The sequence below is a fragment of the Micromonospora sp. AP08 genome (assembly GCF_008085935.1).
Lineage (GTDB): Bacteria > Actinomycetota > Actinomycetes > Mycobacteriales > Micromonosporaceae > Micromonospora > Micromonospora chersina.
Genome location: NZ_VSEZ01000006.1, coordinates 61,753 through 84,739 on the forward strand (window position 1 = coordinate 61,753; position 22,987 = coordinate 84,739).

Genomic DNA, 22,987 nt, shown 5'->3' on the forward strand with positions numbered 1-22,987 from the left:
GGCTCACATCGTTGATGGCTGGTTGCCGACGTTTCACGCTGTCTTGTGCCCGTGTGTGCCCCGGGAGACCTCTTGCCCCCCATGCAGCACTTGAGGCTTCGGTCTCGATCGCAGCTGGATACGCTGCCCCGCATGACCCGGATGCACGTCCCGCTCGCCGCCTTGTTTCTGGCCCTAGCCGGCTGTTCCAGTGACGGCGTGCCCGCTGCGCCATCCGCGAGCCCAACGTCGACCACCACCGATAAGGCCCTATTGCCCAGCGCACCACCGGGCGTGGACGAATACGCCCAGAGGGCCTGCCTGAAGCTCGTTGAAGCCCAGAACGACAGCTCCATCTATATCCAGCCCTTGCGGGATGTCGCAGACTTGGCAATGTTGTCGGCTGTAAACGAGATCGCCCGGACTGGTGTCGTACTTGACGAGCGAGTCAAGCTCGCCGAGGCCGCCAGGGCCAGGTCTATGAAGGAACGCGGCAACCCGGTCCAACAAGCGGAGGTCGAGCTTGAAGCACAGGCCGAGGCGGAGGACGCCTCGTTCAAGCTGACTGCCGCCTGTGTCAATGCTGGCCTCATAAGCTCGTCTGAAATCCCAGCAGACTGACCAAGCTCAGCCCTGCTGCTGCCATCCTCACTGTCTGCCGCCGATCCGCCCTCATGGGGAGCGGGCCGCCGCCGGCCCGCCACGTCAAGCGGACCTTGACGCACGGACGGACGCTGCCGGGAGAGACTGAGTCGGCTCTCGTGTCACGGACCGCGCCCCCGGCGGACACCGCCACAGTGGCGCAGTTGACCCAACCTCACCCGGCACGGACCCGGCTCCCGGGGTCGAAGCTGGCAACCGGCGGCCACCCCTCCCCCTCCCAGGTGAGCGGTTGACCTGACCCTAAGCGGCTGCGAGCCGGCTCCTGGACGACCGGCATTCCCTCGGCGGCCACCGCCCCCATGCTTGGGGCTTGCCGCGCGGACCCGACGCGCCCCCTCCCTGCGCCGCGCTGCTCAGGCGCGGCGCGGCCGGCTGCCGGCGACGAACCTCCACCACTCTTGCCCGCTATCCCGTCTGCGGCGGCCCCGGGCTCCCCGCTCTCCGCGCCAGCCGCCGGGCGTCAGGCGTGACGGCCGCAGAGCGACAGCGGCAGCGGCCGGCGCGCGCCCAGGCGGCGGCGCGTGCGGCCCGTTCAGGGCCGCCTTGAAGACGTACAGAAACTTTGAACCACCCCGCCGGCAGCCGGTCTGTCCGGTCTCGGGACCTGCGTGGCAGATCGGTCTCAGGACGTGCGTGACGCTCGGCCGAGCGCTAGGGCGCTACGCTGACCGACGTGCCGATCGATGCAGACCATGCCCGGCAGGCGTTAGCGAAGTGGGAGGGTTTCCCGGTCCACCGCGAGCCACGCCCGATCGTGCTGACGCAGATGGGCGTCCTGGCGCTCGACCGGCTTATGGCCGACACCCAGTGGCGAGCGCTGTTTGATGGCCCTGCCGTCCCGGCGTCTGAGTTACCGCCGGAGATCGTTGCGGCCGCGATCGACTACTGCCGTGATGTGCAAACAGGGGCGCCAAGGCCGTTAGCGCGCCTCATTCAGGCGAACGGGCCCTTCGCCACCGACCGGGGCCCCCGTGAGCTTCCGGCGTGGATGATGTACCCCGACGACCGGCGATGGCCGTTCATCGCCCTGGATCCAGACTTCGAGCGGCGCATGACGTGGTGGCCGCCGGGCATGAGCGCTTACGGAGACGAAGAATGCACGCTCGCGGATGACGGCCGCACCCTGACGTACCGATTCACGGGAACACCCGCGCAATATGCCGACTATCCCTCCGCAGAGGTATTCGAGTCGGACACGGCGGTGCTCGTCGAGCCAGTGGAAGTTCCCCTCGACGGGCCGGACGGCATTCGACTGGACTACGCGGAGACGCGCGAGGTGGTGGTCCGCCTGACCGCTCCGCTCGGTAACCGCGTCCTGATCCGCGTGGCCCACGGCCCCGGCTTCAACACCTTCGGCTCGCCCCTAACAGTGATCACCTCGGCGCACCGGAGCATGGACACAGCTCCGGGGCCGTGCCAGAACTAACCGTCCAACCACCTCTGATCATCTAGCCGGACGTGTCACGCACGTCCCGAGACTGGTCTGTCACGCATGTCATGAGACCCGACACCGCCGGCAGCCGGTCGTCCGGTCTCGGGACCTGCGTGACAGGCGTCCCACCACATGCTTGACACCACTGGCTGAGAGCGTGTGAAGTCGGCCCACTTGCGTCTGGCGCATGCACGCCAACCTCCGGCGGGCGCTCAACGTGGCAGTGCGATGGCAACTCATCCACAGCAACCCGGCGGCACTAGTTGAGCCGCCTTCCCTGCCCCACGTCGAGGTGCGGCCCTACTCGCTCGCCGAAGCGCGACGCTTCCTCAAGGCCGTCGAAGGCCTGCGGCTGGAAGCTCGATGGCTCATCGGGATCGCACTCGGGCTCCGTCAAGGCGAGGTACTTGGACTGCGGTGGGACGACATCGACCTGGCCGCTGGGACGCTGCGCGTGCGGGGGCAGTTGCAGCGGGATCCTGAGACAGGTGGTCTGGTATTCGTCGAGACGAAGACGGCCCGGTCTCGTCGGACTCTCCCGCTGCCGCCCACCGTGCTAACGGCACTCCTCCGGCACCAGCAGCGCCAGGCAGCGGAACGTTTCGACGCGGACAACTGGGCAGATCCAGGGCTGGTCTTCGCCACCAGCGTCGGCACGCCCATCCACCCACGCAACGACTACCGGTCGTTCCGCAAGATCATCCAACGGGCCGGCCTACGGCAGGTTCGTCTCCACGACCTGAGGCACACGGCGGCCAGCGTCCTCCTCGCTCAGGGAGTGCCAGCCCGCGTGGTCATGGAGATACTCGGCCACTCGCAGATCAGCGTGACCCTCAACATCTACGCGCACGTGGCTCCAGAGATCGCCCGGGAAGCGGCGTCGCGGCTGGAGGGGGCGCTGTGGTCGGGTGAGTAGCTTGGCTGCTCGCTTGGCTGCTCGGCCTCGTGATGACAAGCAAAAGGCCCAGGTCATGGTCGGCGATCAAGCCGGTGACCTGGGCCTTTCTATGGAGCCGCCTGACGGAATCGAACCGTCGACCTACGCATTACGAGTGCGTCGCTCTAGCCGACTGAGCTAAGGCGGCAACGATCGTCAAGTGTACGGCACACCCCGCCGGACGCCGAACGGGATCCCCCTCCCCTCCGATCCGGACATCCGGGAGTTCCGGTACGTCCGCGGGAGAGACTTCGCGCTCGGTCAGGACTACCCTGCGGCGGGTGAGCGACGATCACGTACCGCCGCAGCAGCCGATCCCCGAGGCGCACCCCGGCGAGCGGGCCACCCGACGGCCGCGCAGCCTGGACCCGCTGGAGCTGGGTTTCACCCCGCGCAAGCCGGTCCCCTGGCTCGCGCCGCTGCTGCTCATCAGCACCGGCGTGCGGACCCTGCTGGCGATCCTGTTCGGGGCGTACCTGGACAAGCGCGAGTTGCAGAACGCGTTCGGCGACGACACGTTCCGGCAGGTGGGGCCGGACGGCGGGCTCTGGCTGGACTACGTGGCGGACCTGGGTGACGGCTTCGACGCCACGTACTCGGTGGCGTACCTGCTCGCCCAGCCGGAGCTGGAGGTGGACGGGCACCGGCTGCCCCGGGCGCAGACCCTGGTGATGGGGGGCGACCAGGTCTACCCGTCTGCGGCGTACGAGGCGTACGAGGACCGGTGCAAGGGGCCCTACCAGGCGGCATTGCCGGTCGCCCCGCCGCAGCGGCCGACGCTCTTCGCGGTGCCGGGCAACCACGACTGGTACGACGGGCTGACGGCGTTCCTGCGGCTGTTCGTCCGGTCCCGGGACCGGCACTTCGCCGGCTGGGGCACCGGCCAGTCCCGCTCGTACTTCGCCGTGGAGCTGCCGGCCGACTGGTGGCTGCTGGGCCTCGACGACCAGTCCGGGTCGTACCTGGACGACCCGCAGCTCACCTACTTCGACGAGGTCGCCCGGAAGCTCAGCCCGCGCGCGAAGGTGATCCTCGCGGTGCCGGCCCCGACCTGGGTCAAGGCCCACGACCATCCCACGGCCTACGACTCGATCGACTACTTCATCCGTACGATCGTCGCGCCCACCGGCGCGCAGGTGCGGCTGCTGGTCTCCGGCGACCTGCACCACTACGCGCGCTACACCGGCCCGGAGCGGCAGCTCATCACCTGCGGGGGCGGCGGCGCCTACCTCTACCCCACCCACCAGCTGCCCGAGCGGCTGGAGGTGCCGCCGCGGGACACGCTGGCCCGCCGGTCCAGCCGCACCCGCGAGTACGAGTTGGCCGCCCGCTATCCGGACAAGGCCCGCTCCCGAAAGTACGGCTGGGGCATCTTCACCCGGCTGCCGTTCCGCAACCCGGGCTTCACCACCTTGCTGGGCACCCTGCACACGCTGCTGATGCTGGCCATGGCCGGAGTGGCGGCGAACCACGTGGGCACCACCGAGCAGCGCCTGTTCAGCGTCCCCCTGGTGATCATGCTGGTGGTGACCCTGCTGAGCGCGGCGTTCTTCGCCAAGCCACCCAGCTCCGGCGGGAAGCGGCACGCCCGGCACTGGATCCTCGGCGTGACGCACGGGCTGGCCCACGTCGCGCTGGCCGCCGGCGGGACCTGGGTCTGGCTGCACCTGCCGTTCTACGACTGGCCGTGGCCGCTGCCGGCGGTCGCCGCAGCGGTCCTGTACGGGCCGGTGAGCGGGCTGGTGGCCAGCCAGGTCGTGGCGCTCTACCTGCTGGTGGCGGGGTCGTTCGGGGTGAACGTCAACGAACTCTTCGCCGGCCAGGGCATCGAGGACTCGAAGTCGTTCCTCCGCTTCCGCATCGACCCGGACGGCACCCTGACCATCTACCCGATCGCCCTGGACAAGGTCTCCCACGCCTGGCAACTCAACGAAGACGAGTCGCCGACGTCAAGCTGGCTCCTCCCGAAATCCCCCCTGACCCCCCGCCTGGCCGAACCCCCCATCGTCCTCCGCTGACCGTGAACGGCCCGGCCCGGCGCAGGGTCGATCATGAGGTTAGCGGCACGGAAAGAGATCGCACTCGCCGCTAACTTCATGATCGACGCGGGAGGCGCCGGAGGCGCGGGAGGACGGGAGGACGGGAGGCCGGGGCCGTCAGGAGTAGTGCTGGTCGTGGGCCTGGCGGGGGGCGCAGACCGAGGCGCGGCTGCAGGAGCAGCGGGAGCCGTCGGCGTCGAGGCGGACCGTGACCGAGTCGCGGGGGACGCTGTGGCCGACGACCTTGCCCTCGCCCTCCGGGGTAGAGACGCGGCTGCCGATCGCCGGGGCGGACTCCTGGAACCGCTGGTAGAGCGGATGCTCGTACTTCAGGCAGCACATGAGCCGGCCGCACGCGCCGGAGATGCGCAGCGGGTTGAGCGGCAGGTCCTGGTCCTTGGCCATCCGGATGGTCACCGGCTCGAAGTCGGTGAGGAAGGTGGCGCAGCACAGGTCCCGCCCGCAGGAGCCGATCCCGCCCTGCACGCGCGCCGAGTCGCGGGCGGAGAGCTGCCGCAGCTCGACCCGGCAGTGCAGGGTCGCCCCCAGGTCGCGGACGAGGGAGCGGAAGTCGACCCGGTGCGGGGCGGTGAAGTAGATCGTCGTGCGGTCGCTGCCGGTTTCCGGGGTGGCGAAGACGTGGTCGATCGCCACCACCTTCATGGGCAGGCCGTGCTCGCGGATCAGCCGCTTGGCGGCCACCTTGGCGTCGGCCTTGCGGCGGCGCAGCAGCTCGTCGCGGCGCAGGTCCTCGTCCCCGGCGAGGCCGGCGAGCCGGGGGAACCCCTCGGTGTCCTCGCTGACCCACTGCGCCGCCCAGACGCACTCGGCCACCTCGGGCCCCTCGTCGGTGGGCACCAGCACCTTGTCGCCCACCTGCGGACGCAGCTCACCCGGGTCGAGGTAGTAGAGGCGCCCGTACCGGTTGAAACTGACCGCGCAGAGCATGCCCATGCCCACCACCCTACGACCTTCGCGGGGTTCGGGGACGGCCGCCCGTCGCCGTCCGGTCACCGGGCGCAGTGATCCATGATTGTCGACTCGACCGAACCCGCCTCGACCCCTCGTGCCGTTGATCCTCGCCCGGACGGCTGAAACATGAGTCGGTTACGGGACAATCGGCGGCCGACCGCGTTGAGTGAAGGCATACCTGCGGGGGGTGCAGGGGAAGGCCACGGCGTCGCCGCCGGAGCCCGGCCACGGCCGGTTCGGCGTGCGACGCCGTGGACCTGCCAGGGCCCGTTCAGTGCCCGACGCGGGTGGTGCCGCCGTAGCGGGGCGCGGTCGTGGCCCGGTCCCGCCAGGTCGTCTCGGCCAGGCTGGGCGCCCACTGACGCAGCAGCGTCTCCGCGCCGTCGTACGCCACCCCGAGCACGCCCAGCACGCGGGTGGCGATCTCGGCGGCCGCGAGCGCCCCGGCCCGCCCCGCGTCGACGCCCGGGCGGGTGGCGGCGTGCACGGTGACCGCCTCGGCCGAGCGCAGCACCTCGGCCAGCGCCCGGGCCAGCGTGAGCCGGCTCCCCTCCACCCAGTCGGCCAGCGCGTCGGCGTAGCCGGCGGTCGACTCCAGCCGCCCGACCAGGCTCTCCGGCCCCTCGTCGAGGTGCCGGAGCAGGGCGGTGCGGGCCTCGTCGTAGGCCGCTGCGGCCGCCCCGGACCAGGCGACCGGGTCGGTGAGCATGGCGCAGGTGTCGTCGTACCCCCGGACGAGCCGGCGCACGGCCTGGCCGGCGCCGGTCAGCGGCGCGGGGTGCAGGTCGAGGAACTCGCGCACGGCCGCGCCGGGGAGCACCTGCATGCGGCGCAGCAGCGGCCAGAGCCGGTGCCCCTCGGGCGCGCCGGCGGCGAGCAGCGCGTCGACCCGGGCGAGCAGGTCGAGAGCCGGCTCGGCGAGGCGGTCGAGCGCGTCCATCAGGCCTCCCGGGCCAGCCGCCGCCCGACGGACTCGTCGGCGGCGGAGTAGCGGTCGGCGGCGCTGCGCAGGGCGGCCGCGGCGGCGGCCAGCCGGGTGGCGGCGGCCTGCGCCTCGCGGGCCCGGTCGCCGGTGGCGGTCGTCCACTGCCGGTGCAGAGCCCGGCCGACGTCGCCGGGCCGGCCGGCGGCCTGGGCGCCGAACGCGGGGTGCGGCGGGTCGGTGGCGGTCACCGTGCGGGCCAGCGTGGCGAGGGTCGCGCCGGCCTCGTCGAGGCGGGCGGCGAGGGCGCGCAACGTCTCCATGTCAGGCTCCCGCCAGCGGCCGGTAGGCCGCGAAGGTCTCGTTGTGCAGCTTCTCCCGGGCCCACTGCGCCGCGTCAGCGGCGGCGGTGACCGCGGCCTTCACCGAGCCGGCGACGTCCCGGGGGCTGCGCTGGTGCAGCGGGCCGAGGAAGCGCACGTCGGTGATCCGCCCGCCGGCGGTCACCACCACCTCGACGAGGCCGTCCGGCGAGCGGACGGTGACCTCGACCGTCGACACCGCCTGGTCGAACTCGGCCTGGAGGGTCTCGATGCGCCGGTAGCGGCGGACCGCCTCCTCGATCCAGGCCTCGTCGATCTCCCCCCGCGGCATCGGCGGACTCCTCCCGGCTGACCCTCGTCACTGAGCGTGCCGCCATCGTCACCGCGGCCACACCGGACCGTACCGCAGTCAACAAAGCCTGTCGATGCCCTGTGGACAACGCGGCCGGGTGGCGGTCAGCCCTTCCACAGGGAGAGCATCATGGCCTCCACCGCGATCCGCGGCTTGACGTTCGCCTCGATCGCCGCCCGGCACTCCAGCACGGCCTCCAGCCGGCGCAGCGCCCCCTCGGCGTCCCACTTCTGCGCGCCGGCCCCGGCCAGCGCCGCGGTGTCGGTGTGCACCGGCGCGACCGGCGCCCGCAGCGCCATGGTCAGCGCGTCCCGGTAGAAGCCGGCCAGGTCGACCAGGGCCCGGTCGAGGGCGTCCCGCTGGGCCCGGGTGGCCCGCGACTTCTGCCGCTTCTCCAGGTCCTTGAGCTGGCCGGCGGCCCCCCGCATGGCCCCGGCCGCGCCCCGGCCGGTGCCGCCCGCGCCGAGCGCGGTCTGCAGCGCGGCCCGCTCCGCCTCGTCGAGTTCGGCGACCGACGCGGCGGCCTCCGCCTCGGCCGCCTCGATGAGCGCGGAGGCCGCGTCGAACGCGGCCCCGACCCCGGTCAGCCGGCGCGGCACGGCCAGCACGGCGTCGCGGCGCTGCCGGGCCTCCGGGTCGCGGGCCAGCCGTCGGGCCCGGCCCACGTGTCCCTGCGCCGCCGCGGCGGCCCACTCGGCCACGTCGGGGGCGATGCCGTCCCGGCGTACGAGCACCTCGGCCACCGCGCCGGCCGGCGGCTGCCGCAGCGGCACGACCCGGCACCGTGACCGGATGGTCACCGAGATGTCGTCCGGGTGGGTGGAGGGGGCGCAGAGCAGGAAGACGGTACGCGGGGGCGGCTCCTCGATGGCCTTGAGCAGCGCGTTGCCGGCGGCCTCGGTGAGCCGGTCGGCGTCCTCGATGATGACGATCTGCCAGCGGCCGCCGGACGGGGTGCTGGCCGCCCGGAGCACCAGCGCGCGCATCTCGTTCACGCCGATGGAGAGCCCCTCGGGCACCACCAGCCGCACGTCGGCGTGGGTGCCGGTGAGGGTGGTGTGGCAGCCGGGGCAGTGGCCGCAGCCGGTGCCGTGGACGCACTGCAACGCGGCGGCGAAGGCGCGCGCGGCCACCGACCGGCCGGAGCCGGGCGGCCCCGTGAAGATCCAGGCGTGGGTCATCCCGGCGCCCGGATCGGCCCCGGCCCGGTCGCGCGCCGCGCCGGGCCCGTCGGCCTGCTCGGCGAGCGCGTCGAGGTCGTCGTGCCCGCCGTCCGGGTCCGCTCCGCCGGCCACCGGGGCGCCCGTCCGGGACACCGCGGGCGCGGCGGCGCGGAGCAGGGCGGCGGCCGAGGCGGCGGCCCGCCGCAGCGTGACCACCGCCTCGTCCTGCCCGACCAGGTCGGCGAAGACGTCCGTCATGGTTTGGGGCGCTCCATCGTCACCAGCTCCGCGTCGGATAACTCGGGCTGGACCGTGGTGTCGGGGCCCTGGGCCGGGCGCGGGTGCACGATGCCGGCCGGGTCGACGAGGAACTCGTCCACCCGCCGGGCGACCGCCGCGGCGATCTCCTCGACCGGGCGGGACGCGTCGAGCACGAGGTAGCGCTTCGGGTCGGCGGCGGCCAGGTCGAGGAAGGCGTAGCGGACCCGCTCGTGGAAGGCGAGCGACTCGGCCTCCAGCCGGTCGGCGCCCCGGTTGCGGGAGTCGACCCGGGACCGGCCGGTGTGCGGGTCGACGTCGAGGAGCACCACGAGGTCGGGCTTGAGACCGCCGGTGGCCCACGAGGAGAGCCAGGAGACCTCCTGCACGGGCAGGGTCCGCCCGGCGCCCTGGTACGCCAGCGACGAGTCGACGTACCGGTCGCTGACCACCACCGCGCCGCGGGTCAGCGCCGGCCGGACCACGGTGGCCACGTGGTGCGCCCGGTCGGCGGCGTAGAGCAGCGCCTCGGCGCGCGGCGACGGGGCGTCGTCGCCGGAGGTCTCCAGCACCAGCGAGCGGATCCGTTCGCCGATGCCGGTGGCGCCCGGCTCCCGGGTGACCACGACGTCGCGGCCCTGCCCGCGCAGCCGGTCGGCGAGCGCGGCGAGCTGGGTGGACTTGCCGGCGCCCTCGCCGCCCTCGAAGACCACGAAGAGGCCGCTGGAGACGAAGGGCTCCGCCGGCATCAGCGGGCGGCCCCGGATCGAACCCCAGAGGTCGGCCAGGACCGGCACGCCCTTCTTGTCGTCCATCTGGCCGAAGGCGCTGATCCCGGCGAAGATGCCGGCGGCGCCGGCGGCGAGCAGCAGCAGGCGGGTCGAGGAGACCGAGATGCCCAGGTCGGCGATGGTCAGCTGGCGCGAGCCGCCGACGCCGACCAGGAGGCTGCTCAGCGCGATGGCCAGGATCAGCACCAGCCGGGTGCCGATCTGCACCACGGCGAAGACCCGGCCGCGCACCTCGTCGGCGACCTCGCCGCCGAGCAGCGTGGTGCCGGCCAGGAAGGCCATGCCGGCGCCCGCGCCGACCAGGATCGCGCCGAGCATGGCCATGGACAGGTGGATGGCGAAGGCGAGCACCAGCACCGAGGCGCTGGCCAGCACGATGCTCATGCCGAACCAGCGGCGGCGGGACATGTCCCGGACGATCATCGGCCCGAGCCCGATGCCGATCGCCAGGCCGATGAAGATCGCGCCGAAGAGCAGCGAGAAGGCGGCGTCACCGGCGCCGAGCGAGTTGGCGAAGAACTTGGCCGTGCCGACCACGATGCCGCCGCCCGCGAAGGCGCCGAAGATGCCCAGCACGAGGCCGCGGACCAGCGGGGTCTGGCCGATGTACTTCCAGCCGTCGGCGAACTGGCGGAACATGCTCTGCTCGACGCGCTCCGTCTCGCCGCGCTGGGCCTCGCTGATCTCCTTGATCCCGAAGGCCACCACCAGTGCGGTCGCCAGCCGGGAGAAGGCGTTGAACCAGAGGGCGAGCTGGGCCGGCTCGGCCCAGTCGGGCAAATCGCCGCCGACCGCTCCGCGTACGCCGCGGTCGAGCACCGCCAGGGCGATGGCCGCGGCCACCGGCGTCAGGCCGTACGTGGTGATCAGCGTGAGCTGGTTGGCCGTCTCCAGCCGGGTGCGCGGGATCAGGTTGGGGACCGCGGCCTCCTTGGCCGGGATCCACAGCAGGGTGACCGACTCGATCAGGAACGTGGCGATCAACGCCCAGCCGACCACCAGCCCGCCGGCGGCGCCGGTGAGCGCGTAGAGCGGGATCGAGGCGAAGAGCACGAAGCGCAGCAGGTCGCAGATGACCATCGTCCAGCGGCGGTCGAACCGGTCGGCGAAGACGCCGGCGACCGGACCGAGCACCAGCGCCGGGAGCAGCCGGATCGCGGTCACGCCACCGAAGGCGGCGCCCTGGGCGGTGCTGCCGGAGACCTGGGCGGCGGCGAAGAGGGCGGTGGCGAGCAGGCCGAGCCAGTCGCCGAAGGAGGCCACGCCGAGCACGATCCACAGCCGGCGGAACGGCCGGATGCGCAGCACCGACCGGATGGCGGCCGCTCCGGAGCGGTCGGCCTGCGCTGCGGGCGACGACACGCCGGGCGACTCGCCGTTGTTCTGGCTTTCGATGGCCGTACCTCCACGTGCCGGCCCAGAGCTGGGCATCCCCGGTGGAACACTCTAGTCGCGCGAGATGCGTCCCCCTCCGCGACATTCGCCTGCTCGCCGAGCCTAGGCCGCGGGCACCAACGACCGCAGCCCGGACAGACGCGAGGGTATTTCGCATTGGCGTCCAGACAGTTAGCGTGCAGACGTGGCCACCGACCGTGACAAACTTCGCGATCGCCTCGATCGGGCGACCGCCCACCTCGACCCGCCCTACGCCGTGGTCGATCTCTCCGCCTTCGATGCCAACGCCGCCGCCCTGGTCGACCGGGCCGCCGGCAAGCCGGTCCGGATCGCCAGCAAGTCGATCCGGGTCCGCGAGCTGCTGACCCGGGCGCTGACCCGGCCCGGCTGGCGGGGCGTGATGGCGTTCACCCTCCCCGAGGCGCTCTGGCTCGCCCGCGGCGGCGTCAGCGACGACGTCCTGGTCGCCTACCCCACCGCCGACCGGAGGGCGCTCGCCGAACTGGCCGCCGACCCGGCGCTCGCCGAGGCGGTGACCCTGATGGTCGACGACCCCGGGCAGCTCGACCTGGTCGACCAGGTCTGCCCGCCCGGCCGACGGCCGGCGCTGCGGGTCTGCCTCGAACTGGACGCCTCCTGGCGACCCCTGGGCGGCCGGGTGCACGTGGGTGTGCGGCGGTCCCCCGTGCACAGCGCCGGAGCGGCCGGCACGCTCGCCGCCGCCGTGGCCGGCCGGCCGGGCTTCCGGCTCGTCGGCCTCATGTCGTACGAGGCGCAGATCGCCGGCCTCGGCGACGCCCCGCCCGGGCAGGCGGTGCTGGGCACGGCCATCCGGGTCACCCAGCGCGGGTCGTACCGGGAACTGCTGGCCCGCCGGGCGGCCGCGGTCGCCGCGGTACGCGAGCACGCCGACCTGGAGTTCGTCAATGGCGGCGGCACCGGCAGCGTGGCCGCCACCAGCGCCGACCCCGCGGTCACCGAGGTCACCGCGGGCTCCGGCCTGTACGGGCCGACGCTCTTCGACGCGTACCGTGCCTGGCGGCCGACCCCGGCGGCGTTCTTCGCCTGCGCGGTGGTCCGCCGCCCGGGGCCCGGGCTCGCCACCGTGCTCGGCGGCGGCTGGATCGCCTCCGGCCCGGCCGCCCACAGCCGGCTCCCCCGGCCGTGGCTGCCGGCCGGGCTGAAGCTGCTGGGCGCGGAGGGCGCGGGCGAGGTGCAGACCCCGCTGGCCGGCGATGTCGCGACCGCCCTGCGGATCGGCGACCGGGTCTGGTTCCGCCACGCGAAGGCCGGCGAGCTGTGCGAGCACGTCAACGAGGTGCATCTGGTGGACGGCGACAGCGTGGTGGCCACCGTGCCGACCTACCGCGGCGAGGGCCACGCGTTCCTCTAGATGGTGACGGCGGGTCCCGGCGAACCTCGGGAACCCGCCGCTCGGCGTCCTGCCCCGGTCGCACCCCGGGCATCGCACCCTTGCCGTCACCGCCGACACCGCGGCGGTGACGTCCTGATCAGCCCTGCTGGACGGCCTCCGTCCGGGCGTCGACCTGCCGGTGCAGGTACTCCCGGATGAGCGCCTTCGCCTCGACCAGCACCCGCTCGTCGCCCTCGGTCTTCCGGCGGAACGCCAGCTTGATCAGGGAGTCGGCGGCCTCCACCGCGACCTCCAGGTGGAACCGGAGGTCGGGCACACCGGCCAGACCGAAACGCTCCGTGAGCACCCGGGCGAGCTGATCCGCGATCACCCCGTTGTTGTCCCGCTGCTCGTCGAGCAGGTGCAGGTCGACCACGTCGCCGAAGTGCAGGGTACGAAACCCCGGGACCGTCCGGTGCATCGAGATGTACTCGTCGATCGCCGCGTCGACCCCGTCCCACCAGTGGGTCAGGTCGGCGGAGGCGAACCGCTCGTCGAGCCGCTGGAGATAGGACTCCATCGTGCGCAGCGTGAGCGCCTGCACGATCGCCCGCTTGTCCGGAAAAAACTGGTAGACCGACCCGATCGCCACCTCGGCACGCTCGGCGAGCAGGGTCGTGGTCAAGCCCTCGTACCCCACTTCGTCGACGAGCTCGGCGCAGGCGTCCAGCATCCGCTGGACCCGCGCCACACTTCGACCCTGCACCGGTACCCGACGCAGCGGCCCGGTCGTGGCGGCTGGTGTGGACACTCGGCGCCACCCCCCTTCGACGGATGAACATATCTGCACGTCACGAGTCCGTGACTACCGGTACAACGAGCCGGGCTCGATTGCGGTATTTACCAGGTACAACGTTCCTGATATGAAGTCAGTTCATATTCACGTCGAGGAGCGTCCCATGGTCGGCACGCCAGCCGCCTGGTCCAACTGGGCCGGCAACCAGCGCAGCACCGCCGCCCTGACGGTGCGCCCCCGCACCGTCGAGGAGGTCGCCGAGGCGGTGCGCCACGCCGCCGGCACCGGCCGGACGATCCGGGCGGTGGGCAGCGGACACTCCTTCACCGCGACCGCCGTCGCCGACGGTCATCGGCTCGACCTCGCCGACCTGGACACCGGGGTCACCGTCGACCCCGCTCGCCGCCTGGTCACCGTACCGGCCGGAATGACGCTGCACACCCTCAACGACCTGCTCGCCCGCCACGGCCTGGCACTGCCCAACCTCGGCGACATCGACGCGCAGACCATCGCCGGCGCGCTCTCCACCGGCACCCACGGCACCGGCGCGAAGCTCGGCTGCCTGTCCACCTTCGTCACCGCGCTCACCCTCGTCACCGGGACCGGCGAGGTGCTGCGCTGCTCCGCCGACGAGCACCGCGACGTGTTCGCCGCCGCCCGGGTCGGGCTCGGCGCCGTCGGGGTGCTCGTCGAGGTCACGCTGCGGTGCGTCGACGCCTTCGTGCTCCGCGCGCACGAGCGGCCGGCCGCGCTCGCCGCGGTGCTGAACGACCTGCCCGACCTGGTCGAGCAGCACGACCACGCCGAGTTCTACTGGTTCCCGTACACCGACCGGGTGCAGGTCAAGACCAACGACCGGGTACCCGCCGACGACCGGCCGCTGCCCCGCTGGCGCGGCTGGCTGGACGACGAATTCCTCTCCAACACCGTCTTCGCCGGGGCCTGCCGGCTGGGTCGCGCCGTGCCGGCGCTCGCGCCCGGGATCAGCGCCATCTCCGCCCGGGCGCTCACCGAACGCACCTACACCGGCCGCTCCGACCAGGTCTTCTGCACCCCGCGCCGGGTCCGCTTCGTGGAGATGGAGTACGCGCTCCCGCGCGCCGCCCTGCCCACCGCCCTGGCGGAACTGCGGCGGATCGTGGACCGGCTGCCGTTCAAGGTGCTGTTCCCCGTCGAGGTGCGGTTCACCGCCGCCGACGACATCTGGCTCTCCCACGGATACGGGCGGGACTCCGCGTACATCGCCATCCACCAGTACGTCGGGATGCCGTACGAGCCGTACTTCCGGGCGTTCGAGGAGGTCGCCACCGGCCTGGACGGCCGCCCCCACTGGGGCAAGCTGCACTGGCGGACGGCGGACTCCCTGGCGACGGCGTACCCGAAGTTCACCGACTTCCACACGGTCCGCAAGCGCCTGGACCCCGACAACCGCTTCTCAAACCCGTACCTGGAGCAGGTGCTGGGCGCGTAACCCTCCTGAGGATCTTGGTATGAAGCTGCCCCTGGAGGGGCGGCGCTGTACCAAGATCCATGGGTTGTCCACAGGGGGTGGTGGGCGAGGCCCGCATCCGGACGAATGGACGGTGTGTGGGCGGGCGGGGAATCGGCGGGGTTCGGGCGGCAGGTGCCGGGTGATGATGCTGATGAGTTGAGCTGGGTGCTCTTTCGGCAGGGGGACGTGCTCAGTGCCTCACAGGCGCGGCGGTTTCTGTCCGAGAAGGCGGTGCGCCACCGGGTGGCCAGCGGGCGCTGGCGTCAGGTGCACCGGGGGATCTACGTCGCCCACAGCGGTCCCGTCGGCCGGGCGCAGATGCGCTGGATCGCCGTGCTCGCGGCGGGCCCGGCGGCCGTGCTCGCTGGTCTCACCGCCGCCCAGGCGTGGGGGCTACGCCGCTACGAGTCGGCCGTCGTCCACCTGCTGCTGCCCGCCCGGCACCAGGCGAGGTCGCTGCCGCCCTGGGTACGGCTCCACCGGACGACGTCGCTGCCCGACGAGGACGTGCTTGCCGTCGGGCAGCCGCCACGGACGATGCCCGCCCGGTCCTTGATCGACGCGGCGCAGTGGGCGTCAACCGACGACGAGGCCCGGGCGGTGGTCGCCGCCGGCTTCCAGCAGCGCCTCGTCGGTGGCGACGACCTGCACCGCGTGCTGGACAGGTTGCCCCGGGCTCGCCGGCGCGACCTGATCCGGGTGACCGCGACGGATGCGGCTGGCGGCGCCCACTCGCTCGCTGAAATCGACTTCCTGAGCCTGGTCCGCCGGGCCGGCCTCCCCGAACCGTCCCGACAGGCGATCCGCCGGGACGCGAAAGGACGGCGCCGCTACCTCGACGTGTGGTTCGCCCAGTGGCGGGTGCACGTCGAGATCGACGGCGGGCAGCACCTCGATCCGCGCACCGCGTGGGCCGACATGCAGCGGCAGAACGACCTGTGGGCCAGCGGCGACAGGCTCCTCCGCTTCCCCGCCTGGGCCATCCGCCACAACCCGGACACTGTCGTCACCCAACTCCGCACCGCCCTCCGCGCAGCCGGCTGGCCCGGATGAATCTTGGTACGCATCCGCCCCCGGGAGGGCAGATACGTACCAAGATCTCGAAGGGAGCGACCTACTCAGGTGACGTGGTGGCCTTCTTTGGGGTTGCCTTCTTGGCCGGGGTCTTCTTGGCCGTCGTGGCCTTGGCGGTGGTGGTCTTCTTGGCGGCCGTGGACTTGGCGGCCGCCGTCTTCTTGGCTGCCGTCGTCTTCTTGGCCGGGGCGGCCTTCTTCGCCGCCTTCTTCTTCGGGGCCGGACCCTTCGCCCGCTTCTCTGCGAGCATCTCGGAGGCCTCCTCGAGGGTCAGCGCCTCCGGGGTCTGCCCGCGCCGCAGCGACGCGTTGGTCTCCCCGTCCGTGACGTACGGCCCGAACCGGCCGTCCTTGATGACCAGCGGCTTCTCGGTGGCCGGGTCGTTGCCCATCTCCCGCAGCGGCGGCGCGGCGGCCCGGCGCTGGCGCGTCTTCGGGGCGGCCAGCAGGGCGAGCGCCTCGTCCAGCGTGACGGTGAACATCTTGTCTTCCGAGTCCAGCGAGCGGAACTCGTCACCGCGCTTGACGTACGGGCCGTAGCGGCCGTTGTTGGCGACGACCTCGTTGCCCTCGGGGTCGGTGCCGATCACCCGGGGCAGGCTGAGCAGCTGCAACGCCTGGTCGAAGGTGAGGCTGTCCGGCGACTGCGAGCGCAGCAGCGAGGACTTCCGCTCGCCGCTGGCCACGTACGGGCCGAACCGGCCGGACTTGAGCAGGATCGGCTCGCCGGTGGCCGGGTCGTCGCCGAGCTTGCGTTCGCCCCCGCCACCGAGGAACAGCTCGTGCACCTTCTCGGGGGTCAGCTCGTCGGGGGCCAGCCCCTCGGGGATCGGCGCGCGGTCGCCCTGGCCGCCGCCCTCCTCGCCCTCCGCGGGGGGCGCCGGCTGCTCGCCGGGCAGCGCCCGCTGGAGGTACGGCCCGTACCGGCCGACCCGGACGACGACCTCGCGCCCGTCCTCGTCGGTGAAGAGCGGGATCGAGTTGACGCTGCGCGCGTCGATGTCGCTGAGGTTCTCGGTGACCAGCTTCTTGAGCCCGCCCGCGTGGGCGATGGCCTGGTCGCCGGTGCCGTTGGCGCTGCCGAAGTAGAAGGAGGTGAGGAAGTCGACGGCCGCGTGGTCACCGCCGGCGATCTCGTCCAGCTCGTTCTCCATGCTGGCCGTGAAGTCGTAGTCGATGAGGCGCGGGTAGTGCCGCTCCAGCAGCCCGATCACCGCGAACGCCAGGAACGACGGGATCATGGCCTGGCCGCGCTTGAACACGTACCCGCGGTCCTGGATGGTCTGCATGATCGACGCGTACGTCGACGGGCGGCCGATGCCCAGCTCCTCCAGGGCCTTGACCAGCGACGCCTCGGTGTAGCGGGCGGGCGGCTGGGTGTGGTGGCCCTGGGCGGCCAGCTCCTCGGCGGTGAGCGGCTGGTCCTTGGTGAGGGTGGGCAGCCGGCGCTCGGCGTCCTCGGCCTCGGCGTTCTCGTCGTCGCTCGACTCGACGTAGGCGCGCAGGAAGCCCGGGTCGGTGATGGTCTTGCCGCTCGCGCCGAAGTCGGCCTCCTCACCGGCGGAGGAGAGCGCCCGGATGCGCACCGAGACGCTGGAGCCGACCGCGTCGGTCATCTGGGAGGCGATGGTGCGCCGCCAGATCAGCTCGTAGAGCTTGAACTCGTCGGCGGACAGCTCCTTGGCCACCTCGCCGGGGGTGCGGAAGTTGTCCCCCGCCGGGCGGATGGCCTCGTGCGCCTCCTGCGCGTTCTTCACCTTGCCGGTGTAGCGGCGGGGCTCCGGCGGCACGCTGCGCTCGCCGTACAGCTCGACGATCTGCCGGCGGGCCGCCGCGATGGCGGTCTCCGACAGGTTCACCGAGTCGGTACGCATGTAGGTGATGTAGCCGTTCTCGTAGAGCCGCTGCGCGGTGCGCATCGTCTGCTGCGACGAGAGCCGGAGCTTGCGGGCCGCCTCCTGCTGGAGGGTCGAGGTGATGAACGGCGCGTACGGGCGGCGGCGGTAGGGCTTCTCCTCGACCCGGGTGACCGTGAACGGCCGCCCTTCGAGGCGCGCGGCCAGCCCCCGGGCGCCGCTCTCGTCCAGGTGCACCACCCCGGCGCCGGGCTTGACCCGGCCGGTGGTCGGCTCGAAGTCCTTGCCGGTGGCGATCCGGTCGCCGCCCAGCGCGATGAGGGTGGCGTTGAAGGTGCGGGGGCCCTCGCCGGGGTTGGCGACCGCGAGGGTGGCCAGGATGTCCCAGTACTCGGCGGTGCGGAAGGCCATCCGCTGCCGCTCCCGCTCGACCACGATCCGGGTCGCCACGGACTGCACCCGGCCGGCGGACAGGCCGCTGCGGACCTTCCGCCAGAGCACCGGGGAGACCTCGTAGCCGTAGAGGCGGTCGAGGATGCGCCGGGCCTCCTGGGCGTCGACCAGGTCCCGGTCGATCTCCCGCGGGTTGGCCACCGCGGCCTGGATGGCCGGCTTGGTGATCTCGTGGAAGACCATTCGCTTGACCGGCACCTTGGGCTTGAGCGTCTCCACCAGGTGCCAGGCGATCGCCTCGCCCTCGCGGTCCTCGTCGGTGGCGAGGAAGATCTCGTCCACCTCCTTGGCCAGCGACTTCAGCTTGGTGATCTGCTTCTTGCGGTCGGCGGAGACCACGTAGAGCGCGGCGAAGCCGTTGTCCACGTCCACGCCGAGCCGGGCCCAGGGCTTGTCCTCGTAGGCGGGCGGGATCTCGGCGGCGTTGCGGGGCAGGTCCCGGACGTGGCCGAAGCTGGCCTCCACGACGTACCCCGGGCCGAGATAGCCCGAGATCGTCTTGGCCTTCGCCGGTGACTCGACGATGACCAGACGGGTGGTTCCAGCGTTGCTCGGCACGTCTCTCCCCGACCTCACTCCTACGCAATGCCCGCTTCGGGCCGTGTTGCACCCTGCCGGACCAGCGGCGGTCCGGATGTCCAACGTAACGCGCCGTCCGCGTTCCGGGTTTCGTGGGCGGCAAATGATCAGATTGCGGTGACCATCGGCCGGCACCCCGCCGGACGGCGCCACCGTACACCGTGGGTAGGGCGCCCAGCGGGTCACTGTGACGATCACGCACCCATGGCGGAGGGGACACCGGTCGTTTTCCTGCGCAAACATCCGCACGGCGTGTCCGGGATCGGACAGCCAGCGGGGTTGCGCCGGAAAATCAGTCGTGCGTCCCCGGCCACTCGGCCGCCGGCACGGCCCGTGGCCGGTCCCCGACCAGCTCCGCGAGCCGGGCCACCCGCCGTCGGCCGGTGATCCGGTACGCCGGCCCGCCCTCCTCCGCCTCCACGAACGCGGCCGGGAGCCCCACCGCGGCGAGCGCGGCGCGCACCGGCGGCCAGCACTCCTCGTCGGCCGGGCCGAGCCGGAGCCGGAACCCGGCCGGGTCGGCCGCCCCCGCGGCGGCGAGCCAGAGCCGCAGCCGCCGCCCGTTGAGGTGGAACCGCGCCGGGGGCCGCTTCACCGTCCCCCGCAGCCAGGCCAGGGCGAGCGGGGCCAGCGTGGTGGCGTACGCGGTGCGCACCAGGTGCCGGCCGTCCTCCGTCGGCTCCCAGCTCGTCGGGATCCCCCGGGCGCCCAGCTCGGCCACCAGCACGTGCACCCGCCAGGCGGCGTCCACCACCACGGCGACCCGGGCCGTCCCGCCCATCCGCACCACCTCCCCGGGCCCGGCGAGCAGGCCGGCGAGGTCGGACAGCGACGGGTCGGCCGCCTCGGTGGAGAACAGCGAGGGCTGGCGGGCCGGGTTCTGGGAGGGAGGGGTCAGCGACACTCCGGGACCTCGTCGAAGGCCTCTTTGAGCTCGGTCGAGTTGAGCTTGCTGGTGTCCAGCGCGCTCGCGTCGTACTCCTTGTTGAGCGTGTCCACGGCGGCCCGCACCCCGTCGTAGAACGGGCCGGCCTGGGCGGTGTCCAGGCGGTCGATGGTGTCCCGGGCCCGCCCGTACGCGTCCCGCACCTTGCTGAGCGAGGAGCGGAACCCGGCGGAGATCTCGTCGCCGTGGTCGGTCTCGGGCACGCCCGCCTCCTCGACCTTGCGCCGGGCGGTCTCGCTGGCCTGCTCGGCCCCGGCGAAGAGCCGGACCAGGTTCTCCTTGGCCTGCGCGGGGGTGGTCTGCGCGGTCATCTGCTGCTGGGTGCTGCTGGTCAGCTTGTTGATCTCGGCGCGCCACGGGCTGAGCGCCTGGCAGACCGACGCGGCCCAGGCCTGCGGGCTGGGGCCGCCGCAGCCCGCGACGACGAGGACCAGCGTGGCCAGGACCACCGTGAGCTTTCCGGCGGTTGCCGCCCGGCGCGTACGCATGCGAAGCAGCGTACGACCTCCCGGTGGAAGTGCCACCGGTCAGGTTTCGTGCACGGGACCGCCGGACGGCACGGTTCCCGGCCGGCTGAGGGCCGACCGGGAACCGTCGCGTCGTCCGGGTCAGGCGTTGACCGTCTCCGGGCGCTGGTCCGGGGTGCCGGCGCCGCTGTCGGAGTCCGCCATCGCCACGCCCTTGCGCTTGCTGAACACCACGGCCGCCACGATGATCAGCGCGGCCACCACGGCGATCGCGATGCGCAGCGCGGGGTTCTTGTCGTCGCCCACGCTCCAGGCCACCACGGCCGGGGCGATCAGCAGCGAGACCAGGTTCATCACCTTGATCAGCGGGTTGATCGCCGGGCCGGCGGTGTCCTTGAACGGGTCACCGACGGTGTCGCCGATGACGGTCGCGGCGTGCGACTCGGAGCCCTTGCCGCCGTACGCGCCGTCCTCGACCAGCTTCTTGGCGTTGTCCCAGGCGCCACCGGAGTTGGCCAGGAAGACCGCCATCAGGGTGCCCGCGCCGATCGCACCGGCCAGGTACGAGGCCAGCGCGCCCGGGCCGAGACCGAAACCGACCGCGATCGGGGCCAGGATGGCCAGCAGGCCGGGGGTCATCAGCTCGCGCTGCGCGTCCCGGGTGCAGATGTCGACGACCTTGCCGTACTCGGGGCGCTGGGTGCGGTCCATGATGCCGGGCAGCTCGCGGAACTGCCGGCGGACCTCCATCACCACGGCGCCGGCCGAGCGGGACACCGCGTTGATGGCCAGGCCGGAGAACAGGAAGACCACCGCCGCGCCGATGATGAGACCGACCAGGTTGCGCGGGTTGGCCACGTTCAGCGAGTTGAGGATCTCGGCGCCCACGTCGCCCACGCCCGCGTCCTCGTACGAGGAGCGCAGCGTGTCGGTGTACGAGCCGAACAGCGCGGTCGCGGCCAGCACCGCGGTGGCGATCGCGATGCCCTTGGTGATCGCCTTGGTGGTGTTGCCGACGGCGTCCAGTTCGGTCAGCGTCCGCGCGCCGTGCTCGTCGATGTCACCGGACATCTCGGCCACGCCCTGCGCGTTGTCGGAGATCGGGCCGAAGGTGTCCATGGCGACGATGACGCCGACGGTGGTGAGCAGGCCGGTGCCGGCCAGCGCCACCGCGAACAGCGACAGGGTGATGGAGCTGCCGCCGAGCAGGAAGGCGCCGAAGACGCCCGCGCCGATCAGCAGCGCCGAGTAGACCGCCGACTCCAGGCCGACGCTGATGCCGGCGAGGATGACCGTGGCCGGGCCGGTCTGGGAGCTCTTGCCGATGTCCTGCACCGGGCGCCGGTTGGTCTCGGTGAAGTAGCCGGTGAGCGCCTGGATCGCGGCGGCCAGCACGATGCCGATGACCACCGCGCCGATGGCCACGAGGCGCGGGTTGCGGTCGACGTCGGTCAGCCCGCCCTCCAGCTCGCCGAAGGTCGCCGGCAGGTAGGCGAACGCCGCGATCGCCACCAGCACCGCGGAGATCACCGCGGAGAGGTAGAAGGCCCGGTTGATGGCGGTCAGGCCGTTGCGGTCGCTGGTGCGCAGCCGGGTGATGAAGACGCCGACGATCGCGACCAGCACGCCGATGGTGGAGATGATCAGCGGGAAGACCAGGCCGTCCTCGCCGAACGCGGCGCGGCCCAGGATCAGCGCGGCGACCAGGGTGACCGCGTACGACTCGAAGAGGTCGGCGGCCATGCCGGCGCAGTCGCCGACGTTGTCACCCACGTTGTCGGCGATGGTGGCGGCGTTGCGCGGGTCGTCCTCCGGGATGCCCTGCTCGACCTTGCCGACCAGGTCGGCGCCGACGTCGGCGGCCTTGGTGAAGATGCCGCCGCCGACCCGCATGAACATGGCGAGCAGCGCGGCGCCGAAGCCGAAGCCCTCCAGCACGGTCGGGGCGTCACCCTTGAACAGGATGACGACCAGCGCCGCACCGAAGAGGCCGAGACCGACGGTGAGGAAGCCGACCACGCCACCGGTGCGGAAGGCGATCTTCATGGCGCCCTCGCGCCCGCCTTCCCTCTCCCGGGCGGCCGCGGCGACCCGCAGGTTGGCGCGGGTGGCCAGCCACATGCCGGCGCCCCCGATGAACGCGCTGAACAGCGCGCCCACCACGAAGAAGGCCGACCGGCCGATCTTCACGAGGGTCTCGTTGCCGTCGGTGTCGTGCACCGGCAGCAGGAAGAGCAGCACGACGGCGATCACGACGAAGATCGCCAGGGTGCGGAACTGCCGCAGCAGGTACGCGGACGCGCCCTCCTGCACCGCCCCGGAGATCTCCTGCATGTTCGTGGTTCCCGTACCGGCCGCCAGGACCGCCCTGGTGAGGGCGGCCGCGAAGACGAGCGCCACCAGCGCGATGACCGCGGCGATGACGACGTACGTCACGTTGGCTCCGGTAAGGGACAGTGCGCCGCCGTCGGCGGCCAAGGTCCCGGACATCTATGTCCTCCTGTACCGAACAACTCGCGCCGGCCAGTGGAGACGCACGGACCGACGCCTGGATGCGGACTCGCCAGCGCGCCAACCCACTCCGGCGGACCGTTCCCGCTGGCTGCGGGACGGATCACTTGCTGACAACCCGCGTACTGTAGCCCTCCGACGTGTTGGAGGTCACACCGAGGGGGCACCCTGTCGCGATGATCTTCGTCGCTGTGTTATGCGAGGAAATCTGATATATAGAGCGGCCAACACGTT

Annotated in this window: 18 protein-coding genes and 1 tRNA gene; 7 read left to right on the forward strand and 12 right to left on the reverse strand. The window is 72.4% G+C overall.

From position 1 onward, the window contains the following. The first annotated feature begins 132 nt into the window (after positions 1-132). The 3 genes from FXF50_RS12215 to FXF50_RS12225 all read left to right on the forward strand — a co-directional run bounded on the left by FXF50_RS12215 (position 133) and on the right by FXF50_RS12225 (position 2,990). Positions 133-600, forward strand: a complete 468-nt coding sequence (locus tag FXF50_RS12215; RefSeq protein ID WP_148427331.1) for a hypothetical protein — start codon at positions 133-135, stop codon at positions 598-600. A 715-nt stretch (positions 601-1,315) separates the two neighbouring features. Next, positions 1,316-2,068 carry a hypothetical protein gene (locus tag FXF50_RS12220; protein ID WP_148427332.1) on the forward strand — a complete coding sequence of 251 codons (753 nt, stop codon included), beginning with the start codon at positions 1,316-1,318 and terminating at the stop codon, positions 2,066-2,068. A gap of 193 nt (positions 2,069-2,261) precedes the next feature. Further along, positions 2,262-2,990: a site-specific integrase gene (locus tag FXF50_RS12225; RefSeq protein ID WP_148427333.1), complete on the forward strand. Its 729-nt coding sequence runs from the start codon at positions 2,262-2,264 to the stop codon at positions 2,988-2,990. A gap of 92 nt (positions 2,991-3,082) precedes the next feature. Here the strand turns inward: FXF50_RS12225 and FXF50_RS12230 are convergent. After that, positions 3,083-3,159 (reverse strand) — tRNA-Thr (locus tag FXF50_RS12230). Positions 3,160-3,292: 133 nt separating this feature from the next. Here FXF50_RS12230 and FXF50_RS12235 point away from each other — a divergent pair. After that, positions 3,293-5,029, forward strand: a complete 1,737-nt coding sequence (locus FXF50_RS12235; RefSeq protein ID WP_148427334.1) for a metallophosphoesterase — start codon at positions 3,293-3,295, stop codon at positions 5,027-5,029. Positions 5,030-5,167: 138 nt separating this feature from the next. Here the strand turns inward: FXF50_RS12235 and FXF50_RS12240 are convergent, their stop codons facing one another. From FXF50_RS12240 to tmk, 6 genes are all read right to left on the reverse strand, one after another. Next, the gene (locus FXF50_RS12240; RefSeq protein WP_148427335.1) at positions 5,168-6,004 is read right to left on the reverse strand and encodes a regulatory iron-sulfur-containing complex subunit RicT; all 837 of its coding nucleotides are present in this window, start codon (positions 6,002-6,004) and stop codon (positions 5,168-5,170) included. Between the two features lie 289 nt (positions 6,005-6,293). Further along, positions 6,294-6,962: a hypothetical protein gene (locus tag FXF50_RS12245; protein ID WP_148427336.1), complete on the reverse strand. Its 669-nt coding sequence runs from the start codon at positions 6,960-6,962 to the stop codon at positions 6,294-6,296. Continuing rightward, positions 6,962-7,267: a hypothetical protein gene (locus tag FXF50_RS12250; protein ID WP_148427337.1), complete on the reverse strand. Its 306-nt coding sequence runs from the start codon at positions 7,265-7,267 to the stop codon at positions 6,962-6,964. The genes FXF50_RS12245 and FXF50_RS12250 overlap by 1 nt, the downstream gene beginning before the upstream one ends. A gap of 1 nt (position 7,268) precedes the next feature. Further along, positions 7,269-7,598, reverse strand: coding sequence for a YbaB/EbfC family nucleoid-associated protein (locus tag FXF50_RS12255; protein ID WP_148427338.1), 330 nt, complete (start codon positions 7,596-7,598; stop codon positions 7,269-7,271). Positions 7,599-7,723: 125 nt separating this feature from the next. Then, positions 7,724-9,040, reverse strand: a complete 1,317-nt coding sequence (locus FXF50_RS12260) for a DNA polymerase III subunit delta' (RefSeq protein WP_148427339.1) — start codon at positions 9,038-9,040, stop codon at positions 7,724-7,726. Beyond that, complete coding sequence (tmk, locus tag FXF50_RS12265; protein ID WP_255510006.1) at positions 9,037-11,193, reverse strand: dTMP kinase; 2,157 nt, start codon at positions 11,191-11,193, stop codon at positions 9,037-9,039. The genes FXF50_RS12260 and tmk overlap by 4 nt, the downstream gene beginning before the upstream one ends. Positions 11,194-11,410: 217 nt before the next feature. On the opposite strand from tmk, the gene FXF50_RS12270 reads away from it, so the two are divergent. Further along, the gene (locus FXF50_RS12270) at positions 11,411-12,619 is read left to right on the forward strand and encodes an amino acid deaminase/aldolase (RefSeq protein WP_148427341.1); all 1,209 of its coding nucleotides are present in this window, start codon (positions 11,411-11,413) and stop codon (positions 12,617-12,619) included. A gap of 118 nt (positions 12,620-12,737) precedes the next feature. Here the strand turns inward: FXF50_RS12270 and FXF50_RS12275 are convergent, their stop codons facing one another. Next, positions 12,738-13,313: a TetR family transcriptional regulator gene (locus FXF50_RS12275; protein WP_148427783.1), complete on the reverse strand. Its 576-nt coding sequence runs from the start codon at positions 13,311-13,313 to the stop codon at positions 12,738-12,740. Positions 13,314-13,539: 226 nt separating this feature from the next. Between FXF50_RS12275 and FXF50_RS12280 the strand changes: the two genes are divergently transcribed. Together FXF50_RS12280 and FXF50_RS12285 are read left to right on the forward strand one after the other, a co-directional pair. Further along, entirely contained in the window at positions 13,540-14,847 is a 1,308-nt protein-coding gene (locus FXF50_RS12280) for a D-arabinono-1,4-lactone oxidase (RefSeq protein ID WP_148427342.1), read from the forward strand. Between the two features lie 207 nt (positions 14,848-15,054). Continuing rightward, the gene (locus FXF50_RS12285; protein ID WP_255510007.1) at positions 15,055-15,921 is read left to right on the forward strand and encodes a DUF559 domain-containing protein; all 867 of its coding nucleotides are present in this window, start codon (positions 15,055-15,057) and stop codon (positions 15,919-15,921) included. Between the two features lie 61 nt (positions 15,922-15,982). On the opposite strand, the gene topA is transcribed toward FXF50_RS12285, so the two are convergent. The 4 genes from topA to FXF50_RS12305 all read right to left on the reverse strand — a co-directional run bounded on the left by topA (position 15,983) and on the right by FXF50_RS12305 (position 22,732). After that, entirely contained in the window at positions 15,983-18,808 is a 2,826-nt protein-coding gene (topA, locus tag FXF50_RS12290) for a type I DNA topoisomerase (RefSeq protein ID WP_148427344.1), read from the reverse strand. A gap of 313 nt (positions 18,809-19,121) precedes the next feature. Continuing rightward, positions 19,122-19,733, reverse strand: a complete 612-nt coding sequence (locus FXF50_RS12295) for a hypothetical protein (protein WP_148427345.1) — start codon at positions 19,731-19,733, stop codon at positions 19,122-19,124. After that, positions 19,724-20,263, reverse strand: coding sequence for a hypothetical protein (locus FXF50_RS12300; RefSeq protein ID WP_148427346.1), 540 nt, complete (start codon positions 20,261-20,263; stop codon positions 19,724-19,726). Before FXF50_RS12300 ends, FXF50_RS12295 begins: the two co-directional genes overlap by 10 nt. 120 nt (positions 20,264-20,383) lie before the next feature. Further along, a complete protein-coding gene (locus FXF50_RS12305) occupies positions 20,384-22,732 on the reverse strand; it encodes a sodium-translocating pyrophosphatase (protein WP_148427347.1) in 2,349 nt (782 codons plus the stop codon). Between the last annotated feature and the right edge of the window lie 255 nt (positions 22,733-22,987).